The sequence below is a fragment of the Corynebacterium marinum DSM 44953 genome (assembly GCF_000835165.1).
GTDB classification, from domain to species: domain Bacteria; phylum Actinomycetota; class Actinomycetes; order Mycobacteriales; family Mycobacteriaceae; genus Corynebacterium; species Corynebacterium marinum.
In genome coordinates, this window is sequence record NZ_CP007790.1 from 2,263,572 (window position 1) to 2,277,874 (window position 14,303).

Annotated in this window: 15 protein-coding genes; 5 read left to right on the forward strand and 10 right to left on the reverse strand. The window is 69.0% G+C overall.

Annotated elements, in window-relative coordinates:
- Positions 1-75: 75 nt before the first annotated feature.
- Positions 76-1,668 carry a lysine--tRNA ligase gene (gene lysS, locus B840_RS10735; RefSeq protein WP_042622733.1) on the reverse strand — a complete coding sequence of 531 codons (1,593 nt, stop codon included), beginning with the start codon at positions 1,666-1,668 and terminating at the stop codon, positions 76-78.
- Between the two features lie 88 nt (positions 1,669-1,756).
- Here lysS and B840_RS10740 point away from each other — a divergent pair, with 88 nt between their 5' ends.
- On the forward strand, positions 1,757-2,263 hold the full coding sequence (locus tag B840_RS10740) for a DUF456 domain-containing protein (protein ID WP_042622122.1): 507 nt from the start codon (positions 1,757-1,759) through the stop codon (positions 2,261-2,263).
- Positions 2,264-2,274: 11 nt separating this feature from the next.
- Here the strand turns inward: B840_RS10740 and B840_RS10745 are convergent, their stop codons facing one another.
- On the reverse strand, positions 2,275-3,456 hold the full coding sequence (locus B840_RS10745; protein WP_042622123.1) for a globin domain-containing protein: 1,182 nt from the start codon (positions 3,454-3,456) through the stop codon (positions 2,275-2,277).
- A 205-nt stretch (positions 3,457-3,661) separates the two neighbouring features.
- Between B840_RS10745 and B840_RS10750 the strand changes: the two genes are divergently transcribed.
- From B840_RS10750 to B840_RS10765, 4 genes are all read left to right on the forward strand, one after another.
- Entirely contained in the window at positions 3,662-5,752 is a 2,091-nt protein-coding gene (locus B840_RS10750; RefSeq protein ID WP_042622124.1) for a PhoX family protein, read from the forward strand.
- Between the two features lie 249 nt (positions 5,753-6,001).
- Positions 6,002-7,732 (forward strand): carbon starvation CstA family protein, encoded by a 1,731-nt coding sequence (locus tag B840_RS10755; protein ID WP_042622125.1) that lies wholly within the window; start codon positions 6,002-6,004, stop codon positions 7,730-7,732.
- A 4-nt stretch (positions 7,733-7,736) separates the two neighbouring features.
- On the forward strand, positions 7,737-8,000 hold the full coding sequence (locus tag B840_RS10760; RefSeq protein WP_042622126.1) for a cory-CC-star protein: 264 nt from the start codon (positions 7,737-7,739) through the stop codon (positions 7,998-8,000).
- Complete coding sequence (locus B840_RS10765) at positions 7,991-8,950, forward strand: ArsA family ATPase (RefSeq protein WP_042622127.1); 960 nt, start codon at positions 7,991-7,993, stop codon at positions 8,948-8,950. Before B840_RS10760 ends, B840_RS10765 begins: the two co-directional genes overlap by 10 nt.
- A gap of 140 nt (positions 8,951-9,090) precedes the next feature.
- On the opposite strand, the gene B840_RS10770 is transcribed toward B840_RS10765, so the two are convergent.
- From B840_RS10770 to folE, 8 genes are read right to left on the reverse strand one after another with little or no spacing between them, the layout of a single operon-like run.
- Positions 9,091-9,897, reverse strand: coding sequence for a pantoate--beta-alanine ligase (locus tag B840_RS10770; RefSeq protein WP_042622128.1), 807 nt, complete (start codon positions 9,895-9,897; stop codon positions 9,091-9,093).
- Positions 9,894-10,598 carry a 6PGD fold domain-containing protein gene (locus B840_RS10775; protein WP_042622129.1) on the reverse strand — a complete coding sequence of 235 codons (705 nt, stop codon included), beginning with the start codon at positions 10,596-10,598 and terminating at the stop codon, positions 9,894-9,896. The genes B840_RS10770 and B840_RS10775 overlap by 4 nt, the downstream gene beginning before the upstream one ends.
- Before the next feature lie 2 nt (positions 10,599-10,600).
- Positions 10,601-11,509 (reverse strand): DUF6779 domain-containing protein, encoded by a 909-nt coding sequence (locus B840_RS10780; RefSeq protein WP_084603107.1) that lies wholly within the window; start codon positions 11,507-11,509, stop codon positions 10,601-10,603.
- A 10-nt stretch (positions 11,510-11,519) separates the two neighbouring features.
- Positions 11,520-11,987: a DUF3180 domain-containing protein gene (locus B840_RS10785; protein WP_042622130.1), complete on the reverse strand. Its 468-nt coding sequence runs from the start codon at positions 11,985-11,987 to the stop codon at positions 11,520-11,522.
- 2 nt (positions 11,988-11,989) lie between these two features.
- Positions 11,990-12,475 carry a 2-amino-4-hydroxy-6-hydroxymethyldihydropteridine diphosphokinase gene (gene folK, locus B840_RS10790; RefSeq protein ID WP_042622131.1) on the reverse strand — a complete coding sequence of 162 codons (486 nt, stop codon included), beginning with the start codon at positions 12,473-12,475 and terminating at the stop codon, positions 11,990-11,992.
- Positions 12,475-12,864 carry a dihydroneopterin aldolase gene (folB, locus tag B840_RS10795; protein ID WP_042622734.1) on the reverse strand — a complete coding sequence of 130 codons (390 nt, stop codon included), beginning with the start codon at positions 12,862-12,864 and terminating at the stop codon, positions 12,475-12,477. Before folB ends, folK begins: the two co-directional genes overlap by 1 nt.
- Positions 12,857-13,720, reverse strand: coding sequence for a dihydropteroate synthase (folP, locus tag B840_RS10800; RefSeq protein ID WP_042622132.1), 864 nt, complete (start codon positions 13,718-13,720; stop codon positions 12,857-12,859). Before folP ends, folB begins: the two co-directional genes overlap by 8 nt.
- Before the next feature lie 10 nt (positions 13,721-13,730).
- Positions 13,731-14,303: a GTP cyclohydrolase I FolE gene (gene folE / locus B840_RS10805; protein ID WP_042622133.1), complete on the reverse strand. Its 573-nt coding sequence runs from the start codon at positions 14,301-14,303 to the stop codon at positions 13,731-13,733.

Here is a 14,303-nt window from a genome sequence, read left to right on the forward strand (position 1 = left end):
TCAACCGGCTCGGCTGAGCGGGCTGCGCCGATGGCCCACGACGTGATGGCCGGGTTTAACGCACCCCGCCGGAGGTTATTTCTGTTCCGGCTTGACCAGCGGGAAGAGGACGGTCTCGCGGATGCCCAGGCCGGTCAGGGCCATGAGGAGGCGGTCGACGCCCATGCCGCAACCGGCGGTCGGGGGCATGCCCTGCTCCATGGCGGCGAGGAACTCCTCGTCGAGGACCATCGCCTCATCGTCGCCGCCGGCGGCGAGGCGGGCCTGATCGGCGAAGCGCTCGCGCTGGATGACCGGGTCGACGAGCTCGGAGTAGCCGGTGGCCAGCTCGAAGCCGCGGACATAGAGGTCCCACTTCTCGGTCAGGCCGGGCTTGGAACGGTGCTGGCGGGTGAGCGGGGATGTCTCCACGGGGAAGTCCTTGACGAAGATCGGGCCCTGGAGCCGGTCCTCGCAGAGCAGCTCCCAGATCTCCTCGACGAGCTTGCCGTGGCCCCAGCCGCCGTCCGAGGGGACGCCGAGGCCGACGACGTCGGCAAGCTCTTTGAGTTCCTCGACGGTCGAGTCGACGGTGACCTCGGGCTGGCCCGGGAACTTCTTCTGCAGCTCCTCGTTGAGGGAGGGGTACATCTCGATGACGGGCCACTCGCCGCCGAGGTCGAACTCGGTGCCGTCGGCCCAGGTCACGGTGGTGGAGCCGAAGACCTCCAGGGCGATGGCCTGCACGAGGCCGCGGATCATGTTGGCGCCGTCGATGTAGTCGCCCCAGGCCTGGTAGGTCTCCAGCATGGCGAACTCGGGGCTGTGGGTGGAGTCGCTGCCCTCGTTGCGGAAGTTGCGGTTGACCTCGAAGACCCGCTCCAGGCCGCCGACGACGGCGCGCTTGAGGAAGAGCTCCGGCGCGATGCGGAGGTAGAGGTCCAGGTCGAAGGCGTTGGAGTGGGTGATGAAGGGCCGTGCCGCGGCGCCGCCGTGGAGGGTCTGGAGCATCGGGGTCTCGATCTCGTAGAACCCCTCGGACTCGAGGTGGTTGCGCAGTGCGCGCATCACCTTGATCCGGGTGATGGCGGCGTTGCGGGCCTGCTCGCGCATGATCAGGTCGGTGTAGCGCTGGCGGACGCGGGTGTCCTCGCTCAGGTCGGCGAAGGCGACGGGCAGCGGGCGCAGGGCCTTGGCCGCCATCTGCCAGGTGGTGGCCATGACGGAGAGCTCGCCACGTCGGGAAGCGATGACCTTGCCCCGCACGGACACGAAGTCGCCGAGGTCGACGTCTGCCTTCCAGGAGTCGAGCGCCTCCTGGCCGACCTCCGCGAGGGAGAGCATGGCCTGCAGCTGGGTGCCGTCTCCGGCCTGGAGGGTGGCGAAGCAGAGCTTGCCGGTGTTGCGCATGAAGATCAGGCGGCCGGTGACGGCGACCTCGACGTCGGTCTCCGCGCCGGGGGCAAGGTAGGTGACGTCCTCGGCCTGCTCAGGTTCCTCCCCCTCGGCGAGGACGACGAACTTCTCGCGCAGCTCACGCAGGGAGATCGTGCGGTCGACGGTGACGGGGTAGGGCTCGACGCCGGATTCGAGCAGACGGGCACGCTTCTCGCGGCGGATGCGCAGCTGCTCGGGAAGGTCGGTGCCGGAATCTGCCTTGTTTGCCTGGGATTTCTTCTGCTCGCTCACGGTCACCAAGGATAGTCCACGGTGCCCCCTACTGCGGAAACGGGCCGTCGGGGAAGATAAGGGGCGGGACAGGTGGGACACTTGCCCCATGGACTCCCCCACTTTCGACGCCGTCGTCACCGCCGTAGTCGGCCTGCTGCTCGCCGTCGGCGTCACCGGCACGATCATCCCGATCCTGCCCGGCTCGATCCTGACGGTGGCCGCCCTCCTCGCCTGGGCCTGGCTGATCGGCAGCACCGCATCATGGACGGCCGGCCTCATCGGTGCGGCGCTGGCCCTGATCGGCATGAGCGCCTCCCTGGTGCTGACCGGGCGCAAGATGCGCGCGCACAGGATCCCCAACGGGCCGGTGCTGGTCGGCGTCGCGGTGGGCGTCGCCGGAATGTTCATCGTCCCGGTGGTCGGGCTCTTCCTGGGATTCGCCCTCGGCCTGCTGCTCGCCGAGTTCGCCCGGCGGCGCGATCTCGCCGCCGCCTGGCGCTCGTCCCTGGAAGCCATGAAATCCATGGGCCTGGGGATGCTGCTCGAATTCGCCTGCGCGTCGCTGGCCGCGTTCGTGTTCGCCGTGGGGGCCCTCATCCACTTCTCCGGATGAGGGCCTGCGAACTAGCCCAGGAGCCAGTCGTTCGGGCTGAACAGCTCGAAGTGCACGGACTTCGGCGCCTTGTCGTCGGGCAGGTTCGCCAGGTCGTCGCGGACGGCCTGGAGGAAGCCGTTGCCGCCGCAGAGGTAGACGTCCGCGCCGCGGAGGTCGTGCTTCGCGACGTCGACAAGCACTCCCTCGGTGCGGTAGCAGGCCTCGGCCGTCACGTTGGGCAGCTTCTCCAGCAGGGTGGTGGTGTGCGCGCGCTGGGCGTGCAGCGCCTCGGAGTCGTCGGCGTGCAGGTAGAGCGTCGGGCGTCCGGAGCCGGTGCGGGCGAGGTAGCTGAGCATGCCGACCATCGGGGTGGAGCCGATGCCGGAGGAGACCAGGACCAGGGGGTTCTCGTCCTCGGCGTTCTTCAGGACCAGGTCGCCGGCGGCCAGGGTGGCCTGGATGGTGTCGCCGACGTTGACCTTCTCGCGCAGGTGGGTCGAGACCTCGCCCTCGGTCTCCACGGCGATGGTGTAGCGGCCCGGTTCCTGGGCGATGATCGAGTACTGGCGCAGCTGGCGCGCGCCGTCCTCGAGGATGACGCCGATGGAGGTGTACTGGCCCGGCAGGGGCTGGCTGAGCTCGCCCTCGAGGACGTAGACGGTCACCTGGTCGGAGACGGCGTCCTTCTCCACGACGGTGACGTCGCGGAAGACATCGCCCGGCTCGACGCCGTCGGAGGCGTAGAGCTCCTTCTCGAAGGTGATGAGCACGTCGGCCATGATCCAGTAGACCTCGCTCCAGGCCGCGGCGACCTCTGCGGTGACGACGTCCGCTCCGAGCACCTCGACGATCGCGGCGAAGAGGTTCTCGTAGACGACCTGGTACTGGTCCTCGGTGATGCCGAGCGAGACGTGCTTGTGGCCGATGCGCTTGAGCAGGTCCACCGGGTCCGGGGCGTCCGGGTTGACCAGCATGGAGGCGAACGTGGCCACAGAGGCGGCCAGTGCCTTCTGCTGCTCGCCGGACTTCTGGTTGCCGCGGTTGAAGGTGTTGGCCAGCAGCTCGGGATGCTTGCCGAACATGGTGCGGTAGAAGGTTGTGGCGATGGTCCCGATGTTCTCGCCGACGGCCGGCAGGGTGGCCTTGATGATCTCCTCGTTCTCCGGCTTGAGGTGGCGGTTGCGGGAGGTGGGCTCGGTGGTGACGAACAAGTGGTCTCACTCCTAAGGAGGTGGGCAGTGGCGGTCTGCCACGATATTACACAGTTAAACCCGTACTTATTCAACCCTTGCCCGAATTTTTTCCCGAGTTATTTTGAGTTAACCAACACTTCTTCTAGATATCACCATCGGGACACCCGGCATCCTTAAGGTCCCTTCAGTCTCAATCGATATTTCTCAGACTCCGGAGGACACCATGACCCTGAAGGGTCTCAATCTTTTCAGCAGCAAGTTCACCTCTTCCCGCAGCTCCGTCACCTGCACCTACAAGTGCGGCAACGCCTGCTTCGGGGAGTGCGAGAACAAGTCGGACAACCCCTACTTCGGCGACATGATGTCCCGCCGCTCCGCCCTCAAGGCCGGCAGCCTCACCGTCCTCACCGTCGGCGGCGGCGCCGCGATGGCCTCCCTCGCCCCCGCGGCGGCAGCGGCGCCCTTCGGTTCCTCCGCACTCCCGGGCTCCTCCTCCCGGAACGCGGCACCGGCTTCCGTCAAGGGCATGCAGTTCGCGCCGGTGGCCCCCAACGAGCGGGACGAGGTCGTCATCCCGGCCGGGTACCAGCAGTCCGTACTCATCGCCTGGGGAGATCCGGTCATCGAGGGCGCCGAAGAATTCGACATCAACAACCAGACCGCCGCACAGGCCGAGAAGCAGTTCGGCTTCAACAACGACTTCGCCGGACTGCTCGATCACCCCACCGACCCCGACCGCATGGTCTACGTGGCCTCCCACGAGTACACCACCGAGCCGCACATGCACCCGGGGTACGACTCCGACAACCCGACCGAGGAGCAGGTGAAGATCGGCTGGGCCAACCACGGCCTGACCGTCCTCGAGGTGTCCAAGGACGCCCGCACCGGCGAGCTCAGGCGCGAGTTCGGCGACCTCAACCGCCGCATCACCGCCACCTCCCCCTTCAAGCTGGTCGGCCCGGCCGCCGGCTCCGAGTACGTGAAGACCTCCGCCGACAGGAAGGGCGAGACCGTCCTGGGCACCCTCAACAACTGCGCCGGCGGCGTCACCCCCTGGGGCACCATCCTCTCGGGCGAGGAGAACTTCGACCAGTACTTCGCCCACTCCGCCTCGGTCACCGACGAGCGAGTCAAGACCTCCCTCGACCGCCTGGGCATCCCGAAGGGCGAGTCGGGCCGCAAGTGGGAGCGTTTCGACGCCCGTTTCGACGTCTCCCAGGAGCCGAACGAGGTCAACCGCTTCGGCTACATCGTCGAGCTCAACCCCTTCGACGCCACCTCCACCCCGGTCAAGCACACCGCCCTGGGCCGCTTCAAGCACGAGGCCGGCAACATCCATGTCACCGGCGACGGCACCGTGGTCTGCTACTCCGGCGACGACGCCCGCTTCGAGTACCTCTACAAGTTCGTCTCCTCCCGCAAGATGATCGACGGCGACATCGATCACAACCTGACCATCCTGGACCACGGCACCCTGTACGTCGCCGTGATGGAGGGCAACTCCCCGCAGCACGAGTTCGACGGCTCCGGCCTGCTCCCCTCCGACGGCGCCTTCGACGGTTCCGGCCGCTGGGAGCCGCTGCTCAGCGTCGACGAGAAGGGCAAGGCGAAGTCCCACGTCGAGGGCTTCAGTGCTGAAGAGGTGGCCATCTTCACCCGCGAGGCCGCCGACGCCAAGGGCGCCACCAAGATGGACCGCCCCGAGGACGTCGAGGCGTCCCCGGTCACCGGCAAGGTCTACATGGCCCTGACCAACAACAAGTACCGCGGCGCGGCCGAGGAGAGCCACCGCCAGAACTGGGAGGACGTCACCGAGTACGCGCCGGTCAAGGAGAACAAGAACGGCCTCGTCATGGAGCTCGACGACGAGCACGCAGGCACGAGCTTCACGTGGAACCTCATCCTCGTCTGCGGCGAACCGGAGGAGGCCTACACCTACTTCGGCGGCTTCGACAAGACCAAGGTCTCCCCGATCTCCTGCCCGGACAACCTGGCGTTCGACGAGTACGGCAACCTGTGGGTCTCCACCGACGGCAACGCCCTGGGCTCCAACGACGGCCTCTACGCACTGACCGTCGAAGGCCCGAACCGCGGCGAGCTCAAGTGCTTCCTCACCGTGCCCTACGCGGCCGAGACCTGCGGCCCGATCGTCGACAAACAGCGCGTCATCGTCAACGTCCAGCACCCGGGGGAGGCGGACGGCGCATCCGTCGCCAACCCGGCGTCCAACTGGCCGGAGGGCGGCAACTCCAACCCGCGCCCGGCTGCGGTCGTGGTGTGGAAGGCCAACGGCGGCGAGATCGGCGTCGAGTAGCGGCACCTGAACGAACCCCCGGCGGCAGCGGACGGCGCCCCGGGGGTTTTTCATCCCCGCCACGAGGGGCCCGGCCCCCTTCCCGAACTCCGGGTTTTCCCGGAGCAAAACAAGTGGTACTACCAGTCATTTGGTGGTCTGTACCACTGGATATGGCAAAATAAGGGACGCAACACAATCACCGGCGGCCGATGACCCTTCCCACGCGGGAGCCCTCAGGGCCGCCCCTAGCCAATTAAGGGACGCTCCATGAACTCACTGATCCTGGTTGTGATCGGCGTCGGCATGATGATCGGCGGCTACCTGCTGTACTCCCGTTTCCTCGGGAGCAAGGTGTACCAGCTGTCCGGAAACTACCGCACCCCCGCCCACACGATGAACGACGGCGTGGACTACGTCCCCACCAACAAGTTCGTCCTCTGGGGCCACCACTTCACCTCCGTCGCAGGTGCCGCACCCATCGTCGGCCCGGCCGTCGCGGTGATCTGGGGCTGGTTCCCCGCATTCCTCTGGGTGACCATCGGCACCGTCTTCATCGCCGGCATGCACGACTTCGGCGCCCTGTGGGCGTCCCAGCGGCACAAGGGGCAGTCGATCGGCACCTTGTCCGGCCGCTACATCGGCGCGCGCGGGCGCAACCTCTTCCTCATCGTCATCTTCCTGCTGCTGCTCATGGTCGTCGCCGCTTTCGCGGTGGTCATCTCCGGCCTGCTGGTCTCCACGCCGACGGCGGTCATCCCGACCTGGGGCGCGATCATCGTAGCGCTGTTCATCGGCCAGGCCATCTACCGTTTCAAGTGGAGCCTGCCGCTGGTCTCCGTCGTCGGCGTCGTCGCGCTGTACGCCCTCATGATCATCGGCGACCGTTTCCCCGTCGTCCTCCCGGACTCCATCCTCGGCCTGTCCCCCAACGCCTTCTGGATCATCGTCCTGTTCATCTACGGCGGCATCGCCTCCCTGCTGCCGGTGTGGGTGCTGCTGCAGCCGCGCGACTACATCAACGGCCTTCAGCTGTTCGTCGGCCTGGGTATTCTCTACGGTTCCTTCCTGGTCACCGCCCCGACGCTGGTCGCCCCGGCGATCAACACCAACGTGCCTGAGGGCACGCCCTCGATGTTCCCGCTGCTCTTCGTCACCATCGCCTGCGGCGCGATCTCCGGTTTCCACGGCATCGTCTCCTCCGGCACCTCCGCCAAGCAGCTGGACAAGGAGACCGACTCCCGCTTCGTCGGCTACTTCGGCGCCGTCGGCGAGGGCCTGCTGGCGCTCGGCACGATCATCGCCACCACCGCCGGTTTCCGCACCCTTGCCGACTGGGAGGCCATCTACACCGCCTTCAACCAGGGCGGCGTCAACGCCTTCGTCGCCGGCGGCGGAAGCCTCATCAACGAGGGCCTCGGCATCCCCACCTCCCTGTCCGCCACCATCCTGGCGACCATGGCCGTGCTCTTCGCCGCCACCACCATGGACACCGGTGTGCGTCTGCAGCGCTTCGTCGTCCAGGAGATCGGCGAGATCGTCGGCGTGAAGCTCAACGCGCTGGTGGCCACGGCCATCGTCATCGTCGTCGCCCTGGGCCTGACCTTCTCCGCCGGCGGCGACGGATCAGGCGGCATGCTCATCTGGCCGCTGTTCGGCACCACCAACCAGCTCATGGCGGCGCTGACCCTGTCGATCATCGCGGTGATCCTCACCCGCCTGCGCCGCCCCACCTGGCCGGTGCTCATCCCGCTGGTGTTCGTGCTCGTGATGTCCCTGTGGGCCGCCGTGGTTCAGCTGCAGTCCTTCTGGGACGCGCAGAACTGGCTGCTGCTGGCCATCGACGTGGTCATCCTCATCTCCGCCATCTGGGTCACGGTCGAGGCGTTCGCCGCCATGCGCCGCGCCCGCACCGAACCGGCCGTCGTCTGGTCCGACGACGACACCGACGCCCCGGCACCGGCCGTCGCCGGTACCGGCACCGCCGACCAGAAGCTGTGACGCCGTGAGCCTCCGGGACAGGCTGAAGGCCTTCACCGACGGGTTGACGGAGTTCTACGCCGGCCCGTACCGGGCGACCTTCATCAAAGCCCGCCAGCAGGAGGACGACCTCTTCATGATGCTGGTCCTCTCGGAGGCTCTCGGCGTGCCCAACCCCGCCAGCTACTACACACTCGAACTGCTCCCGATCGTCTACGAGGACTTCCACGCCTGGCACCGCCGCATGGGCATGGAACATTCACCCCTGGAGAACATCCAATGCTGCTAGATCTCGTCGATTCCACCCGCATCATCTTCTTCGGGGGCAAGGGCGGCGTGGGTAAGACGACCGTCGCTTCGGCCACCGCCACCGCGCTCGCCGCGGCCGGGCGCAGCGTCCTCCTCGTCTCCACCGACCCCGCCCACAACCTGGGGCACCTGTGGGACCGGCGGATCGGGGACCGGGTGACCACCGTCCGGGAGAACCTCGACGTCCTCGAGCTCGACCCAGCCGAAACCACCCGGGCCCACCTCAAGGCCGTCGGCCACACCATGCGCAGGATGATGCCCGAGCACCTCCACAGCGAGGTGACCCGGCATCTGGAGCTCTCCGCCCAGTCCCCCGGCACACACGAGGCGGCGGTCCTGGAGCGCATCGCCGAGATCGTCGAGGGATCCGGGGACTACGACCACGTCATCTTCGACACCGCCCCCTCCGGCCACACCTCCCGCCTCATGGCGCTGCCGGAGCTCATGGCCGCCTGGACCGACGGTCTCCTCGACCGCCGCGACAAGTCCGAGCACCTCTCCGCCGTGGTCCGGGGTCTGTCCCCGACCGGCCGGGACCGGGTGGCGGCCGCCGAAGACCCCGTGGACCGCCGCAACCAGGAGCTGCGTTCCGTCCTGCTGAAACGCCGGCAGCGCTTCACCCACCTGCGCGACGTGCTCACCGACCCCGCGCAGTGCGTCTTCTTCATCGTGCTCACCGCCGAACGGCTGCCCGTCCTGGAAACCCGCGAGTTCCACGACGAACTCCGCACCTCCGGGGTGCGCATCGGCGGCCTGGTGGTCAACCGCCGCTCCCCCGCGGACCAGGGCGAGTTCCTTGCCGGCCGCCGCGTCCTCGAAGAGGAGGCCCTCGCCGGCCTGCTTCTCGACGTCCCCGTCATCCAGCTGCCCCTCCTGGCCACGGAGGTCACGGGCCTGGCAGGCGTCGAGGCCTTCGCCGAGCTTCTCTGAGGCCGGGTCGGCAGGTCGATAAAGACGGGCCGTCGTCAGATGTCACATCCGACGACGGCCCGTCTTTTCATTCATGCAGCTCAGGGCGTTATGGACTTGGTCGCGGCGTCACATGTGACGCTGCATCGTCTCTCCTGCCCCTACCCCTCGATGTTGCGGAAGCCGATGCCCAGCGGCAGGCCGACGTTGTCGATGAGCCGCACGCCTCCGACGTCGGCCGACAGCAGCAGCCGCGCGTCCCCGGTCTCGGGGGCATCGCCGAGGTCCAGACCGCGGAGCTCGAGGTAGTCCACCGCCACGCCCGCGGTGTCCAGGACGCTCCGGGCGACTTCGAGGACGGCGGCGGCTCCGTGCTCGGCGGCGTGAGCGCCGGCGGTCAGCGCGGCGGACAGCGCCATGGCCTGGTCCCGGGCGGACTCCTCGACGCCCGCGTTGCGCAGGGAGACCGCCAGACCGTCGGGCATGCGGACGGTGGGTACGCCGTGGAGCTTGACCGGCAGGTGCAGATCGGTGATGGCGGCCTGGAGGGCGCGCATCTGCTCGTAGTCCTTCTCGCCGACCACCACGTCGGAGGGGCCCACCAGGTTGATCAGGGTCAGTTCGAGGGTGAGGCGGCGGGCCACGTCCCCGACCGGTTCGAGGTCGAGATCGACGGGCTGGACCAGGGTGCGCAGGCCGCGAGGCCACAGGGAGTCCTGGTCGTAACGGAAGACGGCGTCGACGCCCTCGGCCGCGAAATCACCGGGAATCTCCTCCCCCGCCCAGGCGACGACAACCACGCCCCGCGGAAGGCGCCGGGCGGCGCGCACCAGCGCGATGTGTCCGGCATGCAGTCCGGCACCGAGGGGGACGAGTGCGACCGGGCGGCCGCTTTTGCGCATGGCGCGGGCCAGCACGGCGATCTGCTCGGACCCGAACTCGGTGGCCTGACCTGGTGTGAAGCTCAAAGTTTCTCCTCTTGAATGGCCCAGAGCTCTGCGTCCTGGTTGTACTGGGTCTCGGCGACGCGCCGGGATGCCTGCCGGAAGGCGCGCGCCTGGCCGGGGTTGTCGATTGCCGCCCACTGGGCGCGCAGAGACGCGACGTCGGGAAGCCGGCGCAGGGTGCCCGAAGCGTCGGCGACGTCGGCGGCCTCCTGGGCATCGCCGAGGACGTCGGAAAGCAGACGCACGGCATCCTGCCGGAGGGTGTGCACGACCTGGAGGTAGGTGACGGCCGCGCCGAGGCGGAGCCGGTCGGCGTCGGTGAAGTGGAGGGCGCTGGCCCCCATTTCACCGATGATGAGGTCCGCGATCGTCTCCCCGACCTCGTCGACCGTGGTCACGGCCCACCGCCGGGGGCTGAGGGGTCCCAGCGCGATCACGACTGCGCCGGTCACCTCGAGGGGGTCCATGATCTGCACGCCGTGGGCGAGCGAGGTGTGGACGAAGATCTGGCCGCGCCGCGCCCGGTCCGCGAGCCTCTCGACGGCCGCCTCCAGCAACGGCTCACGCACCTCCAGGATCACCATGTCGAGGTCTTCCACGCTCGGTGGATCCGGGTCGTAGTCGAGGTAGCTGACGTCGTGGCCGACCTGCGCGAGCTGGTCGGGCAGGGGCGACAGGCGCGAGTCGCCGTAGACGCCGACCCGCATGCGGGGAGCCTGCACTGCTACTCCTCGTCGTCGCGGGAACGGGCCAGCAGTTCGGCCACGGAGACGCCTCCGGTGTTCTCGTCGCGACGACGGCGGCCGCGGCGCGCCTCCGCCTCTGCTTCGGTCTCCTCCTCGACGACCGGCTGGGCCTCGGCCGAGTGCTTCCTCGTGCCGCCCTCGTCCCACTTGACGGCCTGGAAGGAACCGGTGTCGAAGACGCGGGTCTCCTCCACATCATTGTCCGCGTCCCCGCGCCGGGCCTTCTCCGCGATGAGGTCTGCCAGGGGGTTGGCCTGCGGGCGGGTCGGCTGCTGGCCGAGCATCCCGGCGATGGCATCCGGGGAGGGCGCCCCGGAGATACGGCCGTCGGTCTTGGGCGGGGCGGCGGGCTCCGGGACCTCGGACTCCGCGGGTTCATCGAACTCATCGAACTCATCGGAGTCGTCGGGGTCGGACAACGTGACGCGCTCAAGCTCCATGATGCGGCGGGCCTCCGCGTGCAGGGCGGCGGGCTCGTACTCGAACTCACGGCCAGCCAGTTCCTCCAGCTGGGCGCGGATGCCGGCGAGCTCCCGCTGGATGTCCTTGAGGACCTCCGAATCCCGTTCGTGCTGCTTGTCGCGCAGCTCCAGGGCGCGGGAATCCGCGCGGGCCTCGCGCTCGGCGGAGGCACGGGCAACCTCGACGTCGTGAAGCTCGGAATGGTGGGAGAGCTCACGCCGGGCCGTCTCCGCGTCCCGGCGGTAACGGAACACCAGGAAGAAGCCGAGGATCGCCGCCCACAGGGCGGCGAGCAGGGCTAGTTTGAGCGCGCCGGCGCTGTCCGTGAACAGCATGACGATACTCGCGATGAAGGCGAGGACGATCAGCACGACCAGCATCACCTGACCGCGATCCACACCACCTGACGTCTGCTCCTCAATCATGGACTCCACTCTATCCAACTGGTTCCCCCTCGGCGGGCGGCGGTGTCTCGCAGTGTCGTTCGAGATAGAGGCCGGAGGCCGACATGGCGGCTCCGCCCAGGACGCAGGCCAGCACACCGGGCAGGTCGTCGGCGGCCGCGACCAGCTCGCCCAGCCGGGGCACGATGTACGTGGCGACGCCCAGGTAGCCACCGCCAATGATCGCGCCCGTCCACGCTGATGCCTTGCCGATCACCAGGAACAGCGCCGCCGTCAGCGGGTTGAGCTGGCTGCGGTCCTGGCCGATCCGGCCGTCGGCCAGACGGTCCCGGACCCGCCACGCGAGGACGAGGCACACCGCAGCAGTCAGCCAGAGGGTGAGGGACACGCTGACGGGGATGGTGCTCATCGAGCCGTAGAACCGCCAGGTGAGGATCGCCGCGACGGCGGCCGTGAAACCGCCGGCGGCGACCAGCCCGATGATCGGTGTGCGCTGCATGCCTACAGTGTCCCAGCCTCGACGATTCCCGCCACTTCGGCAGGGTCGAGCCGGGCGAGGAGATCCGCGACGGGAACGCCGCCCAGGGTTGCGGCGGGGTCCGCCGCGAGCCAGGGCACGAGCACGAACGCCCGCTGGTGGGCGAAGGGGTGCGGGAGGGTGAGCACCGGGTCGTCCGAGGTCAGCTCTCCGCCGTCGTCGACGGCCACCACGTCGACGTCGAGGGTGCGCGGCCCCCAGCGGCGTTCCCGGACGCGTTCGGCGGCGTCCTCCAGCCGCTGGCCGCGCCGCAGAAGTTCCAGCGGGGTGGATTCGACGTCGACGATGAGCACGGCGTTGAGGAACTCGCCCTGGTCGGTCACCCCCCACGGCGGGGTGGAGTACACCGGGGACGCGGCGACGATCTCCCCGCGGAACTCCTCGGCGACCCCCCGGAGCAGGCTCCACCGGTCGGCGAGGTTGGAGCCGAGGGACAACACGGCGCGCATCAGGCGTTCCTGAACTGGGCCTGGGAGCGGCGCGAGCGGCGTGCGACCACGGCGACGTCGGCGAAGGTGTGCGGGATGGGCGCCTCGGGCTTGTGGATGGTCACCTCCACGGCGTGCAGCAGCCCGTGGGCGGCCATCGCGCGGTCGGCGATCTCGACGGCGACCGTCTCGATGAGGTCGCGGGGCTCGCCCTGCACGACCGACACGGCCAGGTCGGCGAGTTCGCCGTAGTTGACGGTCAACGCCAGGTCGTCGGTGGCGGCCGCCCCGGCGACGTCCAGCCAGCAGGTGACGTCCACGATGAAGGTCTGCCCGTCGCGCTTCTCGTGGGGGAAGACCCCGTGGTAACCGAAGCATTCCAGGCCGCGGAGTTCGATGCGGTCAGCCACGGGCACCCCCCGGGGCGCCGCCGGCGTTCCAGGCCGCGGCGACGTCGACGGCGTCGCGGGAGACGGGCACGTTGTGCACGCGCACTCCCCACGCCCCCATCTGGGCGGAGATCGCGGTGACTGCCGCGGTGGCGGGGTCAGCGTCGGCGGGCGCTCCCTGCAGTCCCCGGCCGGTGCGCACGGCGGCGAGGAAACGCTTCCGCGAGGCGCCGACCAGCACGGGGAATTCCCCGGCGAGGAAGGTGGGCAGCGCGTGGAGCAGGGCCCAGTTATCCTCCCGCGACTTGGCGAAGCCCAGCCCCGGGTCCAGCACGATGTTCCCGCGCACGACTCCGGCGGCCAGGGCGTTGTCCACGAGCTGACCGAGGCTCTCGTGGACGTCGCGCACCACGTCGCCGCCGTGCTCGGCCCGCCCGGCGGCGTCTCCGAACTGGACGGTGCGCCAGTGCATGAGGCACACCGGCAGGTCGGTGTCAGCCATGACGCGGTACATCTCCCGGTCCGCGAGGCCGCCGGAGACGTCGTTGATCATGGCGACGCCCGCCTCGGCGGCGGCCGCCGCGACGGAGGCGCGCATGGTGTCCACCGAGGTGGGGATGCCCTCCTGCGCCAGGGCGCGGATGACGGGGGCGACGCGGGCGGCCTCGACCTCGGCGTCGACACGCGTCGCCCCGGGGCGGGTGGACTCGCCGCCGACGTCGATCATGTCGGCGCCCTGCGCCGCCAGCTCACGGCCGTGGGCGACGGCGGCGTCGACGTCGAGCCACTGCCCGCCGTCAGAGAAGGAATCCTCCGTCACGTTGACGATGCCCATCACCAGGCACCGGCCCGGCACGGTCAGATCGTTCACCCGCATACTGATCCCCCTATCCCCGGATGAGGCTGAGGACCTCGGCGCGGGAGGCGGCGTTGGTCTTGAAGCCGCCGCGCACCGCGGAGGTGGTGGTCGTCGACCCCGGCTTGCGGATGCCGCGCATCGCCATGCACAGGTGCTCGCACTCGATGACCACGATGACGGCCTGCGCGCCGAGCGTCTCCACCAGCGCATCCGCGACCTGGGAGGTCAGGCGCTCCTGGACCTGCGGGCGCTTCGCGTACATGTCGGCCAGCCTGGCCAGCTTGGACAGACCCGTGACATGGCCCTCCTTGCCCGGGATGTAGCCGATGTGCGCCTTGCCGTAGAAGGGCACGAGGTGGTGCTCGCACGTGGAGTAGATCGGGATGTCGCGCACCAGCACCAGCTCCTGGTGGTCCTCGGCGAAGGTGCGGTGCAGCACCTCGGTCGGGTCGCAGTGCAGCCCGGCGAAGATCTCGCGGTAGGACCGCGCCACCCGGGCCGGGGTGTCCTTGAGCCCCTCGCGGTCGGGGTCCTCGCCCACCGCGATGAGCAGTTCCCGCACGGCGGCCTCTGCCCGCTCCTGGTCAAAGAAATTGCTCAA

Bases quoted from the DNA above. Each gene is read 5' to 3' on its own strand.
- B840_RS10740 (WP_042622122.1), top strand. From the start codon at position 1,757: ATGGACTCCCCCACTTTCGACGCCGTCGTCACCGCCGTAGTCGGCCTG.
- B840_RS10750 (WP_042622124.1), top strand. From the start codon at position 3,662: ATGACCCTGAAGGGTCTCAATCTTTTCAGCAGCAAGTTCACCTCTTCC.
- B840_RS10755 (WP_042622125.1), top strand. From the start codon at position 6,002: ATGAACTCACTGATCCTGGTTGTGATCGGCGTCGGCATGATGATCGGC.
- B840_RS10765 (WP_042622127.1), top strand. From the start codon at position 7,991: ATGCTGCTAGATCTCGTCGATTCCACCCGCATCATCTTCTTCGGGGGC.
- B840_RS10780 (WP_084603107.1), bottom strand. From the start codon at position 11,509: ATGATTGAGGAGCAGACGTCAGGTGGTGTGGATCGCGGTCAGGTGATG.
- B840_RS10785 (WP_042622130.1), bottom strand. From the start codon at position 11,987: ATGCAGCGCACACCGATCATCGGGCTGGTCGCCGCCGGCGGTTTCACG.
- folK (WP_042622131.1), bottom strand. From the start codon at position 12,475: ATGCGCGCCGTGTTGTCCCTCGGCTCCAACCTCGCCGACCGGTGGAGC.
- folP (WP_042622132.1), bottom strand. From the start codon at position 13,720: ATGCGGGTGAACGATCTGACCGTGCCGGGCCGGTGCCTGGTGATGGGC.